At 73.2% G+C, this 14981-nt stretch carries 13 protein-coding genes; 8 read left to right on the forward strand and 5 right to left on the reverse strand.

Annotated elements, in window-relative coordinates; all coding sequences use genetic code 11:
• Positions 1 to 62: 62 nt before the first annotated feature.
• Positions 63 to 992: a 5'-3' exonuclease gene (locus tag QSK45_RS25005; RefSeq protein ID WP_285561043.1), complete on the reverse strand. Its 930-nt coding sequence runs from the start codon at positions 990 to 992 to the stop codon at positions 63 to 65.
• A 246-nt stretch (positions 993 to 1238) separates the two neighbouring features.
• Here QSK45_RS25005 and QSK45_RS25010 point away from each other — a divergent pair, with 246 nt between their 5' ends.
• The 4 genes from QSK45_RS25010 (at position 1239) to QSK45_RS25025 (ending at position 5953) form a co-directional block, all read left to right on the forward strand.
• Complete coding sequence (locus QSK45_RS25010; protein ID WP_285560602.1) at positions 1239 to 2324, forward strand: quaternary amine ABC transporter ATP-binding protein; 1086 nt, start codon at positions 1239 to 1241, stop codon at positions 2322 to 2324.
• A complete protein-coding gene (locus QSK45_RS25015; protein WP_285560604.1) occupies positions 2317 to 4131 on the forward strand; it encodes an ABC transporter permease/substrate binding protein in 1815 nt (604 codons plus the stop codon). The genes QSK45_RS25010 and QSK45_RS25015 overlap by 8 nt, the downstream gene beginning before the upstream one ends.
• A 409-nt stretch (positions 4132 to 4540) precedes the next feature.
• The gene (locus QSK45_RS25020) at positions 4541 to 5113 is read left to right on the forward strand and encodes a helix-turn-helix domain-containing protein (RefSeq protein ID WP_285560605.1); all 573 of its coding nucleotides are present in this window, start codon (positions 4541 to 4543) and stop codon (positions 5111 to 5113) included.
• Positions 5114 to 5233: 120 nt separating this feature from the next.
• A complete protein-coding gene (locus QSK45_RS25025) occupies positions 5234 to 5953 on the forward strand; it encodes a helical backbone metal receptor (RefSeq protein ID WP_285560607.1) in 720 nt (239 codons plus the stop codon).
• Here QSK45_RS25025 and QSK45_RS25030 read toward each other — a convergent pair.
• The gene (locus QSK45_RS25030) at positions 5865 to 7034 is read right to left on the reverse strand and encodes a TDT family transporter (RefSeq protein ID WP_285560608.1); all 1170 of its coding nucleotides are present in this window, start codon (positions 7032 to 7034) and stop codon (positions 5865 to 5867) included. The genes QSK45_RS25025 and QSK45_RS25030 overlap by 89 nt on opposite strands.
• A 71-nt stretch (positions 7035 to 7105) precedes the next feature.
• Here QSK45_RS25030 and QSK45_RS25035 point away from each other — a divergent pair, with 71 nt between their 5' ends.
• Positions 7106 to 8038 carry a LysR family transcriptional regulator gene (locus QSK45_RS25035; protein ID WP_285560609.1) on the forward strand — a complete coding sequence of 311 codons (933 nt, stop codon included), beginning with the start codon at positions 7106 to 7108 and terminating at the stop codon, positions 8036 to 8038.
• 389 nt (positions 8039 to 8427) lie between these two features.
• On the opposite strand, the gene QSK45_RS25040 is transcribed toward QSK45_RS25035, so the two are convergent.
• The gene (locus QSK45_RS25040) at positions 8428 to 9114 is read right to left on the reverse strand and encodes a gamma-glutamyl-gamma-aminobutyrate hydrolase family protein (RefSeq protein ID WP_285560611.1); all 687 of its coding nucleotides are present in this window, start codon (positions 9112 to 9114) and stop codon (positions 8428 to 8430) included.
• 106 nt (positions 9115 to 9220) lie between these two features.
• A complete protein-coding gene (locus tag QSK45_RS25045; protein WP_285560613.1) occupies positions 9221 to 9958 on the reverse strand; it encodes a FadR/GntR family transcriptional regulator in 738 nt (245 codons plus the stop codon).
• Positions 9959 to 10052: 94 nt separating this feature from the next.
• Here QSK45_RS25045 and QSK45_RS25050 point away from each other — a divergent pair, with 94 nt between their 5' ends.
• Genes QSK45_RS25050 through QSK45_RS25060 form a run of 3 tightly spaced genes read left to right on the forward strand, consistent with a single transcriptional unit; the run spans position 10053 to position 13610 of the window.
• The gene (locus QSK45_RS25050; RefSeq protein WP_285560615.1) at positions 10053 to 11411 is read left to right on the forward strand and encodes a glutamine synthetase family protein; all 1359 of its coding nucleotides are present in this window, start codon (positions 10053 to 10055) and stop codon (positions 11409 to 11411) included.
• Positions 11412 to 11457: 46 nt separating this feature from the next.
• On the forward strand, positions 11458 to 12831 hold the full coding sequence (locus tag QSK45_RS25055; RefSeq protein WP_285560616.1) for an aldehyde dehydrogenase family protein: 1374 nt from the start codon (positions 11458 to 11460) through the stop codon (positions 12829 to 12831).
• A complete protein-coding gene (locus tag QSK45_RS25060) occupies positions 12828 to 13610 on the forward strand; it encodes a 3-oxoacyl-ACP reductase (RefSeq protein ID WP_285560618.1) in 783 nt (260 codons plus the stop codon). The genes QSK45_RS25055 and QSK45_RS25060 overlap by 4 nt, the downstream gene beginning before the upstream one ends.
• A gap of 44 nt (positions 13611 to 13654) precedes the next feature.
• Here QSK45_RS25060 and QSK45_RS25065 read toward each other — a convergent pair whose 3' ends face one another.
• On the reverse strand, positions 13655 to 14857 hold the full coding sequence (locus QSK45_RS25065; RefSeq protein ID WP_285560620.1) for an amino acid deaminase/aldolase: 1203 nt from the start codon (positions 14855 to 14857) through the stop codon (positions 13655 to 13657).
• Between the last annotated feature and the right edge of the window lie 124 nt (positions 14858 to 14981).

Raw genomic sequence — 14981 nt, forward strand, 5'->3', positions numbered from 1 at the left:
ATCTTCCTTCGCTCTTCAACGGCCGCCCTTTGCTGGAATATTGCCGATCGGGCGGCCCCGCCTCACGCGCCGAGCGTGGTCAGCAGCCGCTGCAGGGAGCCGCCCAGGCCCCACCGGGCCGCCAGCTCCTGGAGGGCCGCCGGGTCGCGCGGGGCTCCCGGCAGCGCGGTGTCCACGTCCGGCAGCGGCACGTCGGCGGCCACCCGCACCACCTTCGGCGCCACCGCGACGTACGGCCGGGCCTCGGTCAGCCGCCGCCGCTGCGAGGGCGTGAGCCTGGCCTCCGGATCGTCCACGGCCGCCATGATCCCGGCCAGGTCGCCGAACTCGGCGAGCAGTTTGGCGGCCGTCTTCTCGCCGATCCCCGCCACGCCCGGCAGTCCGTCGCTCGGGTCGCCGCGCAGCAGCGCCAGGTCCGCGTACCCCCGTCCGCCGACGCCGTACTTCTCGCGCAGCACCGCCTCGTCGGTCACCTGGAGGGTGCCCACGCCCTTGAGCGGGTACAGCACCCGGATCCCGCGCCCGTCGTCCACCAGCTGGTACAGGTCGCGGTCGCCGGTGACGATGTCGACCGGGCCGGCGGCGCGCGCGGCGAACGCGCCGATCACGTCGTCCGCCTCGTAGTGGGCGACCCCGACGCGGGCGATGCCGATCGCGTCCAGCACGGACTCGATGACCGGCACCTGCGGGGCGAGGGTGTCCGGCACCTCCTCCGCGTCCGGCTCGCCGGTGTGCTCCTCGGCGACCCGGTGCGCCTTGTAGGTGGGGATCAGCTCGACCCGCCACTTCGGCCGCCAGTCGGCGTCCATGCAGGCCACGAGGTGGGTGGGCCGGTGGTCCCTGACCAGCCGGTCGATGAAGTCCAGCAGTCCGCGCACGGCGTTCACCGGGGTCCCGTCCGGCGCCTTCACGGAGTCGGGGACGCCGAAGTAGGCGCGGAAGTACAGCGAGGCGGTGTCGAGGAGCATGAGTCGTCCGGTCACGCTCCGCATCATGCCGTACGCCACCGACAGTCACCCCGGCCTCACGCCCGCGCACCGTCCGTCCGGGAACGCGTTGCGCGACGCGCACCGCGGTGAGCCCGGCCACTTGTGAGTTTGCCTCCGTTTGACCTGGGCAGGCGCGCCGCCGGGAGCGGAGTGGCGCGCTTTTCGACGGTCGGTGCCCCCGGGCGCCGGCTTTCCTACGGTCGAACGGCCCTTCGTCTCCTGTCCCTGTTCCCGAGGCAAGAGGTACGCGTGCGAGCCAGGCTTGAGGCGGAGCACCTGTTCAAGGTGTTCGGCAGACGACCGGACGAATCAGTGGAGCGCCTGCGGAAGGGCGCCGACCGGGAGGAGCTGCGCGCCGACGGCACCACGGCCGCCGTGATCGACGCCTCCTTCCGCGTCGAGGCCGGCGAGATCTTCGTCGTGATGGGCCTGTCGGGTTCCGGCAAGTCCACCCTCCTGCGGATGCTCAACGGCCTGCTGGAGCCGACCGCGGGCAGTGTGCGCTTCGACGGCGAGGAGCTGGCCGCGCTCGGCGAGCACGGGCTGCGCGAGCTTCGCTCCAGGAAGATCAGCATGGTCTTCCAGCACTTCGCGCTGTTCCCGCACCGCAGCGTCCGTGACAACGCCGCCTACGGCCTGGAAGTGCAGGGCGTGCCCCGCGCCGAGCGCGAACGCCGCGCCGACGAGGCGCTCGCCCTGTGCGGCCTGGCGGGCTGGGAGAAGTCCTGGCCCGACGAGCTGTCCGGCGGCATGCAGCAGCGTGTCGGCCTCGCCCGCGCCCTCGCCACCGACGCCGACCTGCTGCTCATGGACGAGTCCTTCAGTGCCCTGGACCCGCTGATCCGCCGCGACATGCAGGACCAGCTCCTGGAGCTTCAGAAGACGCTGAAGAAGACCATCGTCTTCATCACCCACGACCTCAACGAGGCCATGCGCCTGGGCGACCGCATCGCCGTCATGCGGGACGGCCGCATCGTGCAGACCGGCACCGCCGAGGACATCCTGCTGCGTCCGGAGAACGACTACGTGGCCTCCTTCATCCAGGACGTCGACCGCTCCCGGGTGCTCACCGCCGCCGCCGTCATGGACACCGGGCCGCGCGGCGACGAGGCCGACTGCGGCTGCGAGACCGCGACGCCCGAGACGCCCTTCGGCGAGCTGTGCGCGATCAGCGCCCGGCTGTCCCACCCGGTCGCCGTCCTCGACGCCGACCGCACCCTCGTCGGGGTCGTGCCCCGGCAGCGCCTGCTGGGCCTGCTCGGAGGCGGACAGGGCGAGCCGACCGCCTGCGCCGGCTCCGGCGAGGACGGGAAGAAGGTGACCGCCCGTGCCTAGGGTCCCCCTCGGCGACTGGGTCGACTCCGGTGTGAACTGGCTGGTCGGCCACCTCTCCTGGCTCTTCGACGCCGTCAAGGCCGTCATGGAGGGCATGTACGACGGCATCGACGCCGTCCTCGGCTCCCCCGCGCCCCTGCTGATGGCGGGCATCCTCGCCGTCATCGCCTGGTGGTTGCGCGGCCTGCCGGCCGGTGTGCTCGCCTTCGCCGGGTTCGCCCTGGTCGACTCGCTGCAACTGTGGGACCAGGCGATGTCCACGCTCGCCCTGGTCCTCGTGGCCACCGTGATCGCCCTGGCGGTCTCGATCCCGCTGGGCATCTGGGCGGCCCGCTCCAAGGCGGTCGGCGCCGCCGTGCGGCCCGTCCTGGACCTGCTCCAGACCATGCCCTCGATGGTCCTGCTGATCCCGGCCATGCTCTTCTTCGGGCTCGGCACCGCGGCCGGCGTGGTCGCCACCCTGATCTTCGCGCTCGCCCCCGGCGTGCGCATGACCGAGCTGGGCATCCGCCAGGTCGACCCCGAGCTGGTCGAGGCCGCCGAGGCGTTCGGCACCACCCGGCGCGACATCCTGTGGCGCGTCCAGCTGCCGCTCGCCCTGCCGACCATCATGGCCGGCGTCAACCAGGTGATCATGCTGGGCCTGTCCATGGTCGTCATCGCCGGCATGGTCGGCACCGGCGGCCTCGGCGGCGCCGTGAACGAGGCCATCGGCCAGCTCGACATCGGCTACGGCTTCGAGGCCGGCGTCGGCATCGTCGTCCTCGCCGTCTACCTCGACCGCATCACCGGCGCCCTCGGCACCCAGCTGTCCCCGCTCGGCCGCAGGACCGCCGCCAAGGCTCCCCGGCGCGCGTGGGAGTACCGGCCGCGCCCGGCCGTCGCGGTCGTCGGGATCGTCGTCCTGGCGCTCGTCGCGGGCGGCGTCGGCGTCTTCGGCTCCGCCGGCACCACCTCCGCGGCCTCCGGCACCGACGTCGGCAAGGGCAAGGAGATCAGGATCGGCTACATCCCCTGGGACGAGGGCATCGCCTCCACCTTCCTGTGGAAGGAGATCCTCCAGGAGCGCGGCTTCAAGGTCACCACGACCCAGTACGCGGCCGGCCCGCTCTACACCGGCCTCGCCACCGGGCAGATCGACTTCGAGACCGACTCGTGGCTGCCGACCACGCACGCCGAGTACTGGAAGAAGTACGGCAAGCGGCTCGACGACCTCGGCAAGTGGTACGGCCCGACCTCCCTGGAGCTGTCCGTCCCCTCGTACGTGAAGGACGTCGACTCCCTGGCCGATCTCAAGGCACACGCATCCGAGTTCGGCGGGAAGATCGTCGGCATCGAGCCCAGCGCCGGCGAGATGAGCCTGCTCAAGACCAAGGTCCTCAAGGAGTACGGCCTCGACGGCGCCTACCGGGTGATCGACGGCTCCACCCCGGCCATGCTCGCCGAGCTCAAGCGCGCCTACGCCAAGAAGGAGCCGGTCCTCGTCACCCTGTGGTCCCCGCACTGGGCCTACAGCAGCTACGACCTGAAGAAGCTCCGGGACCCCAGGCTCGCCTGGGGCGAGGGCGACGGCGTGCACACCCTGGCCCGCAAGGGCTTCGCCGGGGACAACCCGCGGGTCGGCCGCTGGCTGAAGGACTTCTCCATGACCGAGAAGCAGCTCACCGGCCTGGAGGCGCGGATCCAGCGGGCCGGCAAGGGCAAGGAGCAGGACGCGGTCCGCGCCTGGCTGCGCGAGAACCCCGGCCTGGTCGACAAGTGGGCGCCGGTCTCCGGCGGCCACGCGCAGAGCCGGGCGGCCGGGTGACCTGACCGATCCGGACCGCCACCCGAGGGGCGGACGGCACCGTACGACGATGGGGTACGGGGCCGTCCGCCCCTCGCGGCGTCCTCCCCGCGACCCCTGACGTTTCCCCTACGGGAAGAATCCGGCCAATCACCCAGCGTGATGACTCCTGCTGCTGGGCATGTTCATCCCCAGGGAGGAAGTATCGGGGGACCACGGGAAAGGCCCTGGACACTGGCGCGAACCGTGAGGGTAGGGGCTCGTCGGCGGGTCGGGGATGTGACACGCGCGTGAAACCGTTTGCCGAACATGCGTAGGGTGCAGTGAAGCCACGGCGGATCCGGGAGAGCGACGCCCGCAGCGGGCACTCGGGGAGTGGCGGGAAAAGCGACACGGGAACGCACGACGATCGAGGGAGGGAGCCGGAGCGATGGGTGACCACAAGGAGCAGCAGCCCGTACGGGTGGGCGCGGCGGTCCGGCGGCGTCGGCGCGCCCTGGAGTTGACCCTCGCGGTCGTGGCCGAGCGCACCGGCCTGTCCGTGCCCTTCCTCAGCCAGGTGGAGAACGACCGGGCCCGGCCCAGCCGCACCTCTCTGGAGAAGCTGGCCGACGCGCTGCGCACCACGGCCGTCGAACTCCTCGCCGCGGCGGACCCGGCGGCCACCGTCGACCTGGTGCGCGCCGAGCCCCTCGCGGACGGCGACTTCGCCCCCCGCACCCGCAACCTGGTCCGCGGCCACCACCAGCTGCACGCCTCCGAGTTCACCGGCGACCACGACGCGGGACGCGAGTTCCAGCATCGCAACGACGAGTTGATGTACGTCGCCGACGGCGCGGTCGAGATCGAGGCCGAGGGGCGCGCGTACCGCCTCGGCCGCGGCGACACGCTGTACCTCACGGGCGGGGTGCGGCACCGGTGGCGGGCGACGGTGCCGGACACGCGGATCATCGTGGTGGCGGTGGCGGAACACATCGAGGCCGTGCAGGACCGGTATCGCTGAGCGTCGTACGGGAGGGTGCGTGAGGGAGCGTATGAGGCGTCGTGCGGGCGCGGGGCCGAGGCAGCCGGCCGGGTGTCACCCCGCGCCCCTTCGGGGCGCCGTGCCGGGCGGGGGCGAGTGATGCGCGTCGTCTCCCTCGTGCCCTCGCTCACCGAGGCCGTCGCCGAGACGCTGCCCGGAGCGCTCGTCGGGGCCACGGACTGGTGCGGCCGGCCGGAGGACCTGGACGTCGTCCGGATCGGCGGGACCAAGAATCCCAAGGTCGAGCGCATCGTCGAGTTGGCGCCCGACCTGGTGATCGCCAATGAGGAGGAGAACCGCGTCCCGGACCTCGACGCGCTGCGTGCGGCCGGCCTCGGGGTTCTGGTGACCGAGGTGCGGACCGTGCCCCAGGCGTTCACGGAGCTGGCGCGGGTGCTGGACGCGTGCGGGGCGCCGGGGCGGCCGGGCTGGCTGCGGGAGGCGGAGGCCGCCTGGGGCGCGCTGCCGGAGCCGGCGCGGCGCCGGACGGCGGTCGTACCGATCTGGCGCAGGCCCTGGATGGTCGTCGGCCGGGACACGTTCGCCGGTGATGTGCTGGCCCGCCTGGGCGTCGACCATCTGTACGCCGCTCATCCCGAGCGCTACCCCCGCGTACCCCTGGAGGAGCTGCGAGCCGCCGAGCCGGACCTGGTGGTGCTCCCGGACGAGCCCTACCGCTTCACCGCCGACGACGGCCCAGAGGCCTTCCCCGGTCTCGACTGCGCGCTGGTCAGCGGGCGGTACCTGACGTGGTACGGACCGTCTCTGGCGCGGGCGCCGCGGGTCCTGGCCGAGGCCCTGCGAGCAGCTCACCGCTGAGCAGCCCGCGCGCGGTGCCGGTCGCCGCCGCGAGCCAGGCCGCGACCAGCAGGACGTACAGCGCGACGGCCAGGGTCTGGTAGGCGGTGAGGGACGTGTGCCGGGCGAGGGCGGCCGCGCCGGTGACGCAGGTGCCCACCGGGAAGGTGGCGCCCCACCAGGTCATCGCGAACCCCATGCCCTGCCGCCGGGCCCGGACCAGGTGCGCCACGGACAGCGCCAGCCACATCAGCGCGAAGCCCATCACGGGCACGCCGTAGAGCACCGAGAACAGGGCGAGTCCGTGCGCGGAGGAGCTGGGCACGACGCCGGGCGCGGCGTTCGCGATCGAGCCGACGGCGGTGGTGGACTGCCCGAGCGGGCCGAGGACCAGGAACAGGGTCGGGGTGAGGGCCAGCGGCAGCGGGCCCGAGGTGATCAGCCGGCCGAGGACCAGCGGCAGCATCAGCAGCGTGGCGAACAGGCTCAGACCGAACATCGCCAGACAGGCCAGCAGCAGGGTCTCCCGGGGCTGGCCGGGCGGCAGGTGCGGCACGAGCAGCGGGCCGAGCGCGGCCGACACCATCGGGGCGACCAGAGGCAGCAGCCAGACGGGGGAGGCCTGGGAGGGGTCGATGCGGTGCCGTACGGACATCAGGTACGGCACGGCCACGGCCGCCCACAGCCCGATCGCCGTCCCGGCCGTGTACAGGACGGTGTCCAGGGCGACGGCCGCCTGCGTGCCGAGCCAGTCGTGCCCCGCGGTCAGCGCGCCGCCGCCCACGGCCAGCAGGGCCATGGAGAGGCAGCCGTAGAACGGGGCCATCGCCGGGTCGAGGAGGTGGGCGCGGGCCTGGTCGCGGTGGTGGACCCAGTGCAGGGTGCGGGCCGCCAGCAGGGTCACCAGCATCAGCAGCGACAGCACCCAGACCGCCGCGAGGATCGTGTGCGCCCCGGCCGGCAGGTCCACCGGCAGCGTGATGCCGGCGGTGCCGACGGCGGCGGTGCCCATGACGGAGGCGTACCAGTTGGGCCCGAGGTGGCGGACCAGGGCGGCGCGGGGCGCGCGCGTGGCGGGGAGCGGCGGGGCAGCGATGACCATGGCACCCACCGTGCCTCCGGGTATCGGTCCTGACCAGGGAGTTCCCCTCTATGAGGGCATAAGCTGGTCTTATGAGTGAGACGGAGGGGTCCCGGGAGCAGGGCGAGGGCACGGAGTCGTTGGCGCACCGGGTGCCGGATCTGGCGGCGTTGGAGCTGTTGCTGGCGGTGGCGCGGCTCGGGAGTCTCGGGGCGGCGGCGCGGGAGGTCGGGATCACGCAGCCGGCGGCCAGCAGCCGTGTGCGGTCCATGGAGCGGCAGCTCGGGGTGGCCCTGGTGGACCGTTCGCCGCGCGGGTCCCGGCTCACCGACGCTGGCGTGCTGGTGACGGACTGGGCGCGGCGGGTGGTGGAGGCGGCGGCGGCGTTCGACGCGGGGGCGCGGGCGTTGCGGGACCGGCGGGACTCGCGGCTGCGGGTCGCCGCGAGCATGACCATAGCCGAGTACCTGCTGCCGGGCTGGCTGCTCGCGTTGCACGCCGAGCGCCCCGACACGGCGGTGTCGCTGCTGGCCGGGAACTCGGCGAAGGTGGCGGAGCTGCTGCTCGGCGGGGACGCGGATCTCGGGTTCGTGGAGGGGCTCGCGGTGCCGAAGGGGCTGGACGCGGTGGTGATCGGGCACGACCGGCTGATCGTCGTGACGGCGCCGGGGCATCCCTGGGCGCGGCGCAGGCGGCCCGTGTCGCCGAAGGAGCTGGCCGGGACGCCGCTGATCCTGCGGGAGCGGGGGTCGGGGACGCGGCAGGTCCTCGACGCGGCGCTCGGGGGGCTGGCCCGGCCGCTGATCGAGCTGTCCTCGACGACGGCGGTGAAGGCGTCGGCGGTCAGCGGGGCCGGGCCGTCGGTGCTGAGTGAACTGGCGGTGCGGGAGGAACTCGCCCTGCGGCGCCTGGTCGCTGTTCCGGTGGACGGCGTCTCGCTGCGGCGGGACCTGCGGGCGGTGTGGCCGACCGGGCACCGGCCGACGGGCCCGGCGCGGGACCTGTTGTCCCTGACGCGGGCCTGAGCCGCGGCGGGCGGCGCCGCGCGGGCCGGGGCACCGCGGTTCGCGGGGGCGGCGGGGAGCTGTGGGACGAGCGGCATGGGGCCCGTAGTCGTCGATCGGACCCGGTTCCGGCGGTGCCTCGCGTCGACTTGCCGTCACTACCGGGTCCTGCCTCACTCGTGGGTCCGCGTGGGCCGGGGCACCGCGGTTCCCGACGAGCGGCACGTGGGCCGCAGCCGTCCACCGGACCCGGACCCGGTTCCGGCGGTGCCTCGCGTCGACTTGCAGTCACTACCGGGTCCTGCCTCACCCGTGGGTCCGCGTGGGCCGGGGCACCGCGGTTCCCGACGAGCGGCACGTGGGCCGCAGCCGTCCACCGGACCCGGACCCGGTTCCGGCGGTGCCTCGCGTCAACTCGCCGCCATCACCAGGCCCTCCATCACCCGCAGGTCCTTCCCCATCTCCGGATGCCACTGCACCCCCACCACCCAGCCCTGCTCGGCCGGCAACTCCACCGCCTCCACCGTGCCGTCCTCCGCGTGGGCGGAGGGTATGAGGTCGCGACCGAGGCGGGACACGCACTGGTGGTGGTAGGTGGGGACGGAGGTGGCCTCGGGGACGAGGGAGGCGTACCGGGTGCCCGGGACCGGCTTCACCGGGTGCGTGCCGAAGACGCCGACCACCTCCGCGTGGCCCTCCATGTGCTGGACCAGCGTCCCGCCGAGGGCCACGTTCAGGAGCTGCATGCCCCGGCAGATCCCCAGCAGCGGCGTGCCGGAGGCCAGCGCGGCGTCGATCAGGGCGAGTTCCCAGGCGTCGCGCGCCGGGGCCGGGGGGCCCGTGCGGGCGTCGCGGTCGGCGCCGTAGTGCACCGGGTCCACGTCCGGGCCACCCGCGACGACGAGGCCGTCGAGCCGGGCGACCGCCGCCGCGGCCAGCTCGGGCCCGTCCGGCGGCAGCATGCACGCGAGCCCTCCGGCCCGCTGCACCAGCCGTGGGTACGCGGCCGGCAGCAGCGCGGCGTCCAGCTCCCAGACCCCCCACCGGGTCCCGGCCTCCAGATACGTGCTCACGCCGATCAACGGCCGTTCGCTCACTCCACCCTCCCAGAACTCGCAGAACTCGCAGAACTCGCAGAACTCCGGAAACTCCCGGAACTCCCGGCAATCAAAAGGTTTACGGAGATACCTTTGCAGAGGCCGCTCATGTCAGGAAGCCCCGCAGCAGTGCCGCCGTCCCCGCGCAGTGCTCCCGCATCATCTCCCGCGCGCCGTCCGCGTCCCCGTCGAGCACCGCCTCCACCAGCGCGGTGTGCTGCCGCTGGGAGTGTTCGAGGTTGCGCACCAACAGCGGGATGCAGTCCAGCAGCTCGTTGACCGTGGCCCGCACCGCCGCGTACTGCGCGGTCAGGGTGGGCGAGCCGCACAGCTCGGCCAGGGTCAGATGCAGGAGCGTGTCCAGGCGCCGGTAGTCGGCGAGCGGCGCGTCGTGCGTGTCGGCCAGCGCCTCCCGGAGCCGCTGTGCCTGCTCGTCCGTGAGCCCGTGCGCCGCGCACAGCCCCGCCGCCCCCACCTCCAGCACCTCGCGGAAGCGCAGCACGTCCTCGACGTCCACCTCGGCGATCCGCCGCCGCAGCTCGTCCTCGCCGCCGGCGTCCGCTCGCGGCAGCACGAACGTTCCGCCGTACCGTCCGCGCCGCGCCTCCACCAGGCCCTGGTCCTGGAGGACCTTCAGCACCTCGCGCAGCGTCACCCGGCTGATCCCCAGCCGCTCCGCCAGCTCCCGCTCCGCGGGCAGCCGTTCGCCGCCCGGCACCAGGCCGAGCCGGACCACCTGGAGGATCTGTTCCAGGGCCTCCTCGAAGCCGTTGCCCGCGCGCACCGGCCGCAGCACCGGCGCGAGCCGGTCGCCCACCCCGTGCGACTCCGTGTGAGACGACATCCGCCGCACCCCCTTCCCAAGCAATGGTTCCCCGCAATACCTTATGGCTCCCGGCCCGGCCGAAGAAGCGCGAAGGCGCCCAAGGAGGCTTTCCGTGGCAGACCGCACAGCCCCGCTTCCCGTCGAGGAACTCCACGCGCTCGTGGCGAGCGGTGAGATCGACACTGTCGTCCTGGCGTTCCCCGACATGCAAGGGCGCCTGCAGGGCAAGCGGTTCGCCGCTCGCTTCTTCCTCGACGAGGTCCTGGAACACGGCACCGAGGGCTGCACCTACCTGCTCGCCGTCGACACCGAGATGAACACCGTCGACGGCTACGCCATGTCCTCCTGGGAGCGCGGTTACGGCGACTTCGCCATGCGTCCCGACCTCGCCACCCTGCGCCGCATCCCCTGGCACCCCGGCACCGCCCTGCTCGTCGCCGACCTCGCCTGGGACGACGGCACCCCGGTCGTCGCCGCCCCGCGGCAGATCCTGCGCCGCCAGCTCGACCGGCTCGCCGAACTCGGCTACACCGCCCAGGTCGGCACCGAGCTGGAGTTCATCGTCTTCAAGGACAGCTACGAGCAGGCGTGGGACGCGGGGTACCGGGGGCTGACCCCGGCCAACCAGTACAACATCGACTACTCGATCCTCGGCACCGGCCGCATCGAGCCCCTGCTGCGCCGCCTGCGCAACGACATGGCGGGCGCCGGCCTCACCGTCGAGTCCGCCAAGGGCGAGTGCAACCCCGGCCAGCACGAGATCGTCTTCCGTTACGACGAGGCCCTCACCACCTGCGACCAGCACGCCCTGTACAAGACGGGCGCCAAGGAGATCGCCGCCCAGGAGGGCGTCTCGATCACCTTCATGGCCAAGTACAACGAGCGCGAGGGCAACTCCTGCCACATCCATCTCTCGCTCACCGACGCCGACGGCACCAACGCCATGGCCGGGCCCGACGGGATGTCCGAGGTGATGCGGCACTTCCTCGCCGGACAGCTCGCCGCCCTGCGCGACTTCTCCCTGCTGTACGCCCCGAACATCAACTCCTACAAGCGGTTCCAGCAGGGCTCCTTCGCCCCCACCGCCGTCGCCTGGGGCCACGACAACCGCACCTGCGCCCTGCGCGTGGTCGGCCACGGCCGCTCCACGCGCTTCGAGAACCGGCTCCCGGGCGGCGACGTCAACCCCTACCTCGCGGTCGCCGGACTGGTCGCCGCGGGCCTGTACGGCATCGAGCACGAGCTCGAACTCCCCGAGCCCTGCCCCGGCAACGCCTACACCGCGGGCTTCGAGCACGTCCCCGCCACCCTGCGCGAGGCCGCCGAGCTGTGGGAGAACAGCCCGATCGCCAAGGCCGCCTTCGGCGACGAGGTCGTGGCCCACTACCGCAACATGGCCCGCGTGGAGCTGGGGGCCTTCGACGCCGCGGTCACCGACTGGGAGCTGCGCCGCTCCTTCGAACGCCTGTGAGCACACCCGCATCCCGCCGGTCCGCACGCCCGTGAAAGGTCGATCCGTGTCCGACTCAGACGAGTTGAAGGTCCTCAACCCCGCGACGGAGGAGATCGTCGCCACCGTCCCCGCCGCCACCGCGGAGGACGTCGACGCCGCCGTCCTACGGGCCGCCCGCGCCCAGAGCCGGTGGGCCGCGCTCGCCCCCGCCGACCGGGCCCGGCTGCTGCGCCGCTTCGCCGACACCGTCGACGCGCACCTGGAGGAACTCGCCCGCCTGGAGGTCCGCGAGGCCGGGCACACCCTCGGCAACGCCCGCTGGGAGGCCGGCAACGCCCGGGATCTGCTCCAGTACGCGGCCGGCGGCGCCGAACGCCTGCTCGGCCGGCAGATCCCGGTCCCCGGCGGCTGGAACGTCACCTTCCAGGAACCCCTGGGCGTCATCGGCGTGATCGCCCCCTGGAACTTCCCCATGCCGATCGCCGCCTGGGGCTCCTTCCCGGCGCTCGCCGCGGGCAACGCCGTCGTCCTCAAACCCGCCGAGACCACCCCGCTCACCGCGCTGCGCCTGGCCGGACTCGCCCTGGAGGCGGGCCTGCCCGAGCACCTCTTCCAGGTGCTGCCGGGCCACGGCCACACGGCCGGACGCGCCCTGGTGGACCACCCGGACGTCGCCAAGATCGTGTTCACCGGGTCCACCCGCACCGGGCGCGAGATCATGGAGCGCTGCGCCCGGCTGGTCAAGCCGGTCACCCTGGAACTCGGCGGCAAGAGCCCCAACGTGGTCTTCGCCGACGCCGACCTGAAGAGCGCCCTCGACCCCTTCTCCTTCCTGGACAACGCGGGCCAGGACTGCTGCGCCCGCACCCGCGTCCTCGTCCAGGAGACGGTCCTCGACGAGGCGCGCGAGCTGCTCGCCGACGCGCTCGCCGCCGTGGTCGTGGGCGACCCGGCCGACGAGAAGACGCAGATGGGACCGCTGATCTCGGCGGCGCAGCGGGACCGCGTACGGTCGTACGTCCCCGACGGCGCCCCCGCCCTGCGCGGCAGCGCCCCCGACGGTCCCGGCTTCTGGTTCCCGCCGACCGTCCTGACGGGGGAGCGGCACGACGGCCCGGCCGCCCGGGAGGAGATCTTCGGACCCGTCGCCGTCCTGCTGCCCTTCAGCGACGAACAGGACGCCGTCCGCCTCGCCAACGACACCCCCTACGGACTGTCCGGCTCGATCTGGACCCGCGACCTCGGCCGCGCCCTGCGCGTCTCCGGTGGCGTCCGCGCGGGCAACCTGTCCGTCAACTCCCATTCCAGCGTCCGCTACTGGACCCCGTTCGGCGGCTACAAGCAGTCCGGCATCGGCCGGGAACTCGGCCCCGACGCCCTGACCGCCTTCACCGAAACCAAGAACGTCTTCATCAGCTCGGAGGGCCCCGCACAGTGACCGACAACAGTGTTTGCCGCCGCCTCGTCGGCCGTACCGCCGTCGTGACCGGAGCCGGCAGCGGCATCGGCCTCGCCACCGCCCGCCGCCTCGCGGCCGAGGGTGCCCACGTCGTCTGCGCGGACGTGGACGAGGTCCGCGGCAAGGCCGCCGCCGACGAGGTGGGCGGGCTCTTCGTCGAGGTCGACGTCACCGACCCGGAGCAGGTCGAGGCGCTGTTCAGGACGGCGTACGACACCTACGGCAGCGTCGACGTGGCCTTCAACAACGCGGGCATCTCCCCGCCCGACGACGACTCCATCCTGGAGACCGGCCTGGAGGCATGGAAACGCGTCCAGGAGGTCAACCTCACCTCCGTGTACCTGTGCTGCAAGGCCGCGATCCCGTACATGCGGCGCCAGGGCAAGGGCTCCATCATCAACACCGCGTCCTTCGTGGCCCGGATGGGCGCCGCCACCTCCCAGATCTCGTACACCGCGTCGAAGGGCGGCGTCCTCGCGATGTCCCGCGAACTCGGCGTGCAGTTCGCCCGGGAGGGCATCCGGGTCAACGCGCTGTGCCCCGGGCCGGTCAACACCCCGCTGCTCCAGGAGCTGTTCGCCAAGGACCCGGAGCGGGCCGCGCGACGGCTCGTGCACATCCCGGTGGGCCGGTTCGCCGAGGCCGAGGAGATCGCCGCCGCCGTCGCCTTCCTGGCCAGCGACGACTCCTCCTTCGTCAACGCCACCGACTTCCTGGTGGACGGGGGCATCGCGGGCGCGTACGTGACGCCCCAGTAGGCCCCCGGCCACCGAGTCCCCGGGCGCCCGGAGCCCCGGAGTCCTCAGAGGAACGTGTGCCCCTCGCCCCGGTAGGTGGGCACGGTCGCGGTCACCTCGTCGCCCTCGACGAGGTGCAGCGACGGGAAGCGTTCGCACAGCTCGCCCGCCTTGGCGTGCCGGAACCACACCCGGTCGCCGACGAGCAGATCGTCGGCGGGCGAGCCGAGCAGCGGGGTCTGCACCTCGCCGGCGCCCTCCTGGGGGTCGTACGCCAGCCCCTCCGGCAGGTACGGCACCGGCAGCCGGTCGGGCCCCGCGGCGCCGGAGGCGGGGTAGCCGCCGCCGAGCACGGTGACGACGCCCACGCCCGGCCGCCGTACCACCGGCAGCGCGAACAGCGCCGCCGGACGGCCGCTGAAGGACGTGTAGTTGTCGAACAGCCGCGGCACGTACAGCCCGGAACCGGCCGCGATCTCGGTGACCGCGTCCTCGGCGGCGGTGTGCTGCACACTGCCGGTGCCGCCGCCGTTGACGAACTCCAGGTCCGGCACGACGGCCCGCACCGCGCGCACGGCCGAGGCCCGCCGTTCGGCCAGTTCCCGCCGCGCGGCGGCCTGCATCAGCCGGATCGCCCGTGACCGCAGCGGCCGCCCGGCGACCGCGTCGCCGACCCCCGCGATGTGGCCCTCGTAGGCCATGAGTCCGACGAGCCGGAAGCCGGGGCGCTCGGCCACCACCCGTGCGAGGGCCGCCAGCCGGCCCGGGGAGTGGAGCGGGGAGCGGCGGGCGCCGACCCGCACGCGTCCGCCGAACAGCTTCAGCGAGGTGTCCAACTCCAGGCATACGCGGACCACTTCACGTCCGCCGTCGCGGGCGGCGTCGATGAGGTCGAGCTGGGCGGGGTCGTCCACCATCACGGTGACGGCGGCGGCGAGTTCGGGATCGCCGGTCAGCTCGGCGAAGCCGGACCGGTCGGCGGAGGGGTAGGCCAGCAGGATGTCGTCGAACCCCGAGCGCGCCAGCCACAACGACTCGGGCAGCGTGAACGACATGATCCCCTGGAAGCCGTCCCTGGCCAGGACGCGCTCCAAAAGGGCACGGCAGCGAACGGACTTGCTCGCGACCCGGATCGGTTTGCCACCGGAACGGCGGACCAGATCGGCCGCGTTGGCGTCGAAAGCCTCCAGGTCCACGAGCGCCAGCGGCGCTTCGAGATGGGCGGTGGCCCGGTCGTACCGGGCCCGGTCGGCGGCACGCGCAGTCATGCCGGAAGCCTGCCAGAAGGGATTACCGCAGGGTAGGGGGATGTTCCGGGCAAGTGCCCCGGCCTCCCGTACTGGTTCCGCCCCGGCCCCCGACAACCCGTAGAGTGACGCGCACGTACGACGG

Source organism: Streptomyces hygroscopicus subsp. hygroscopicus, assembly GCF_030269125.1.
Classification (GTDB): domain Bacteria; phylum Actinomycetota; class Actinomycetes; order Streptomycetales; family Streptomycetaceae; genus Streptomyces; species Streptomyces hygroscopicus_C.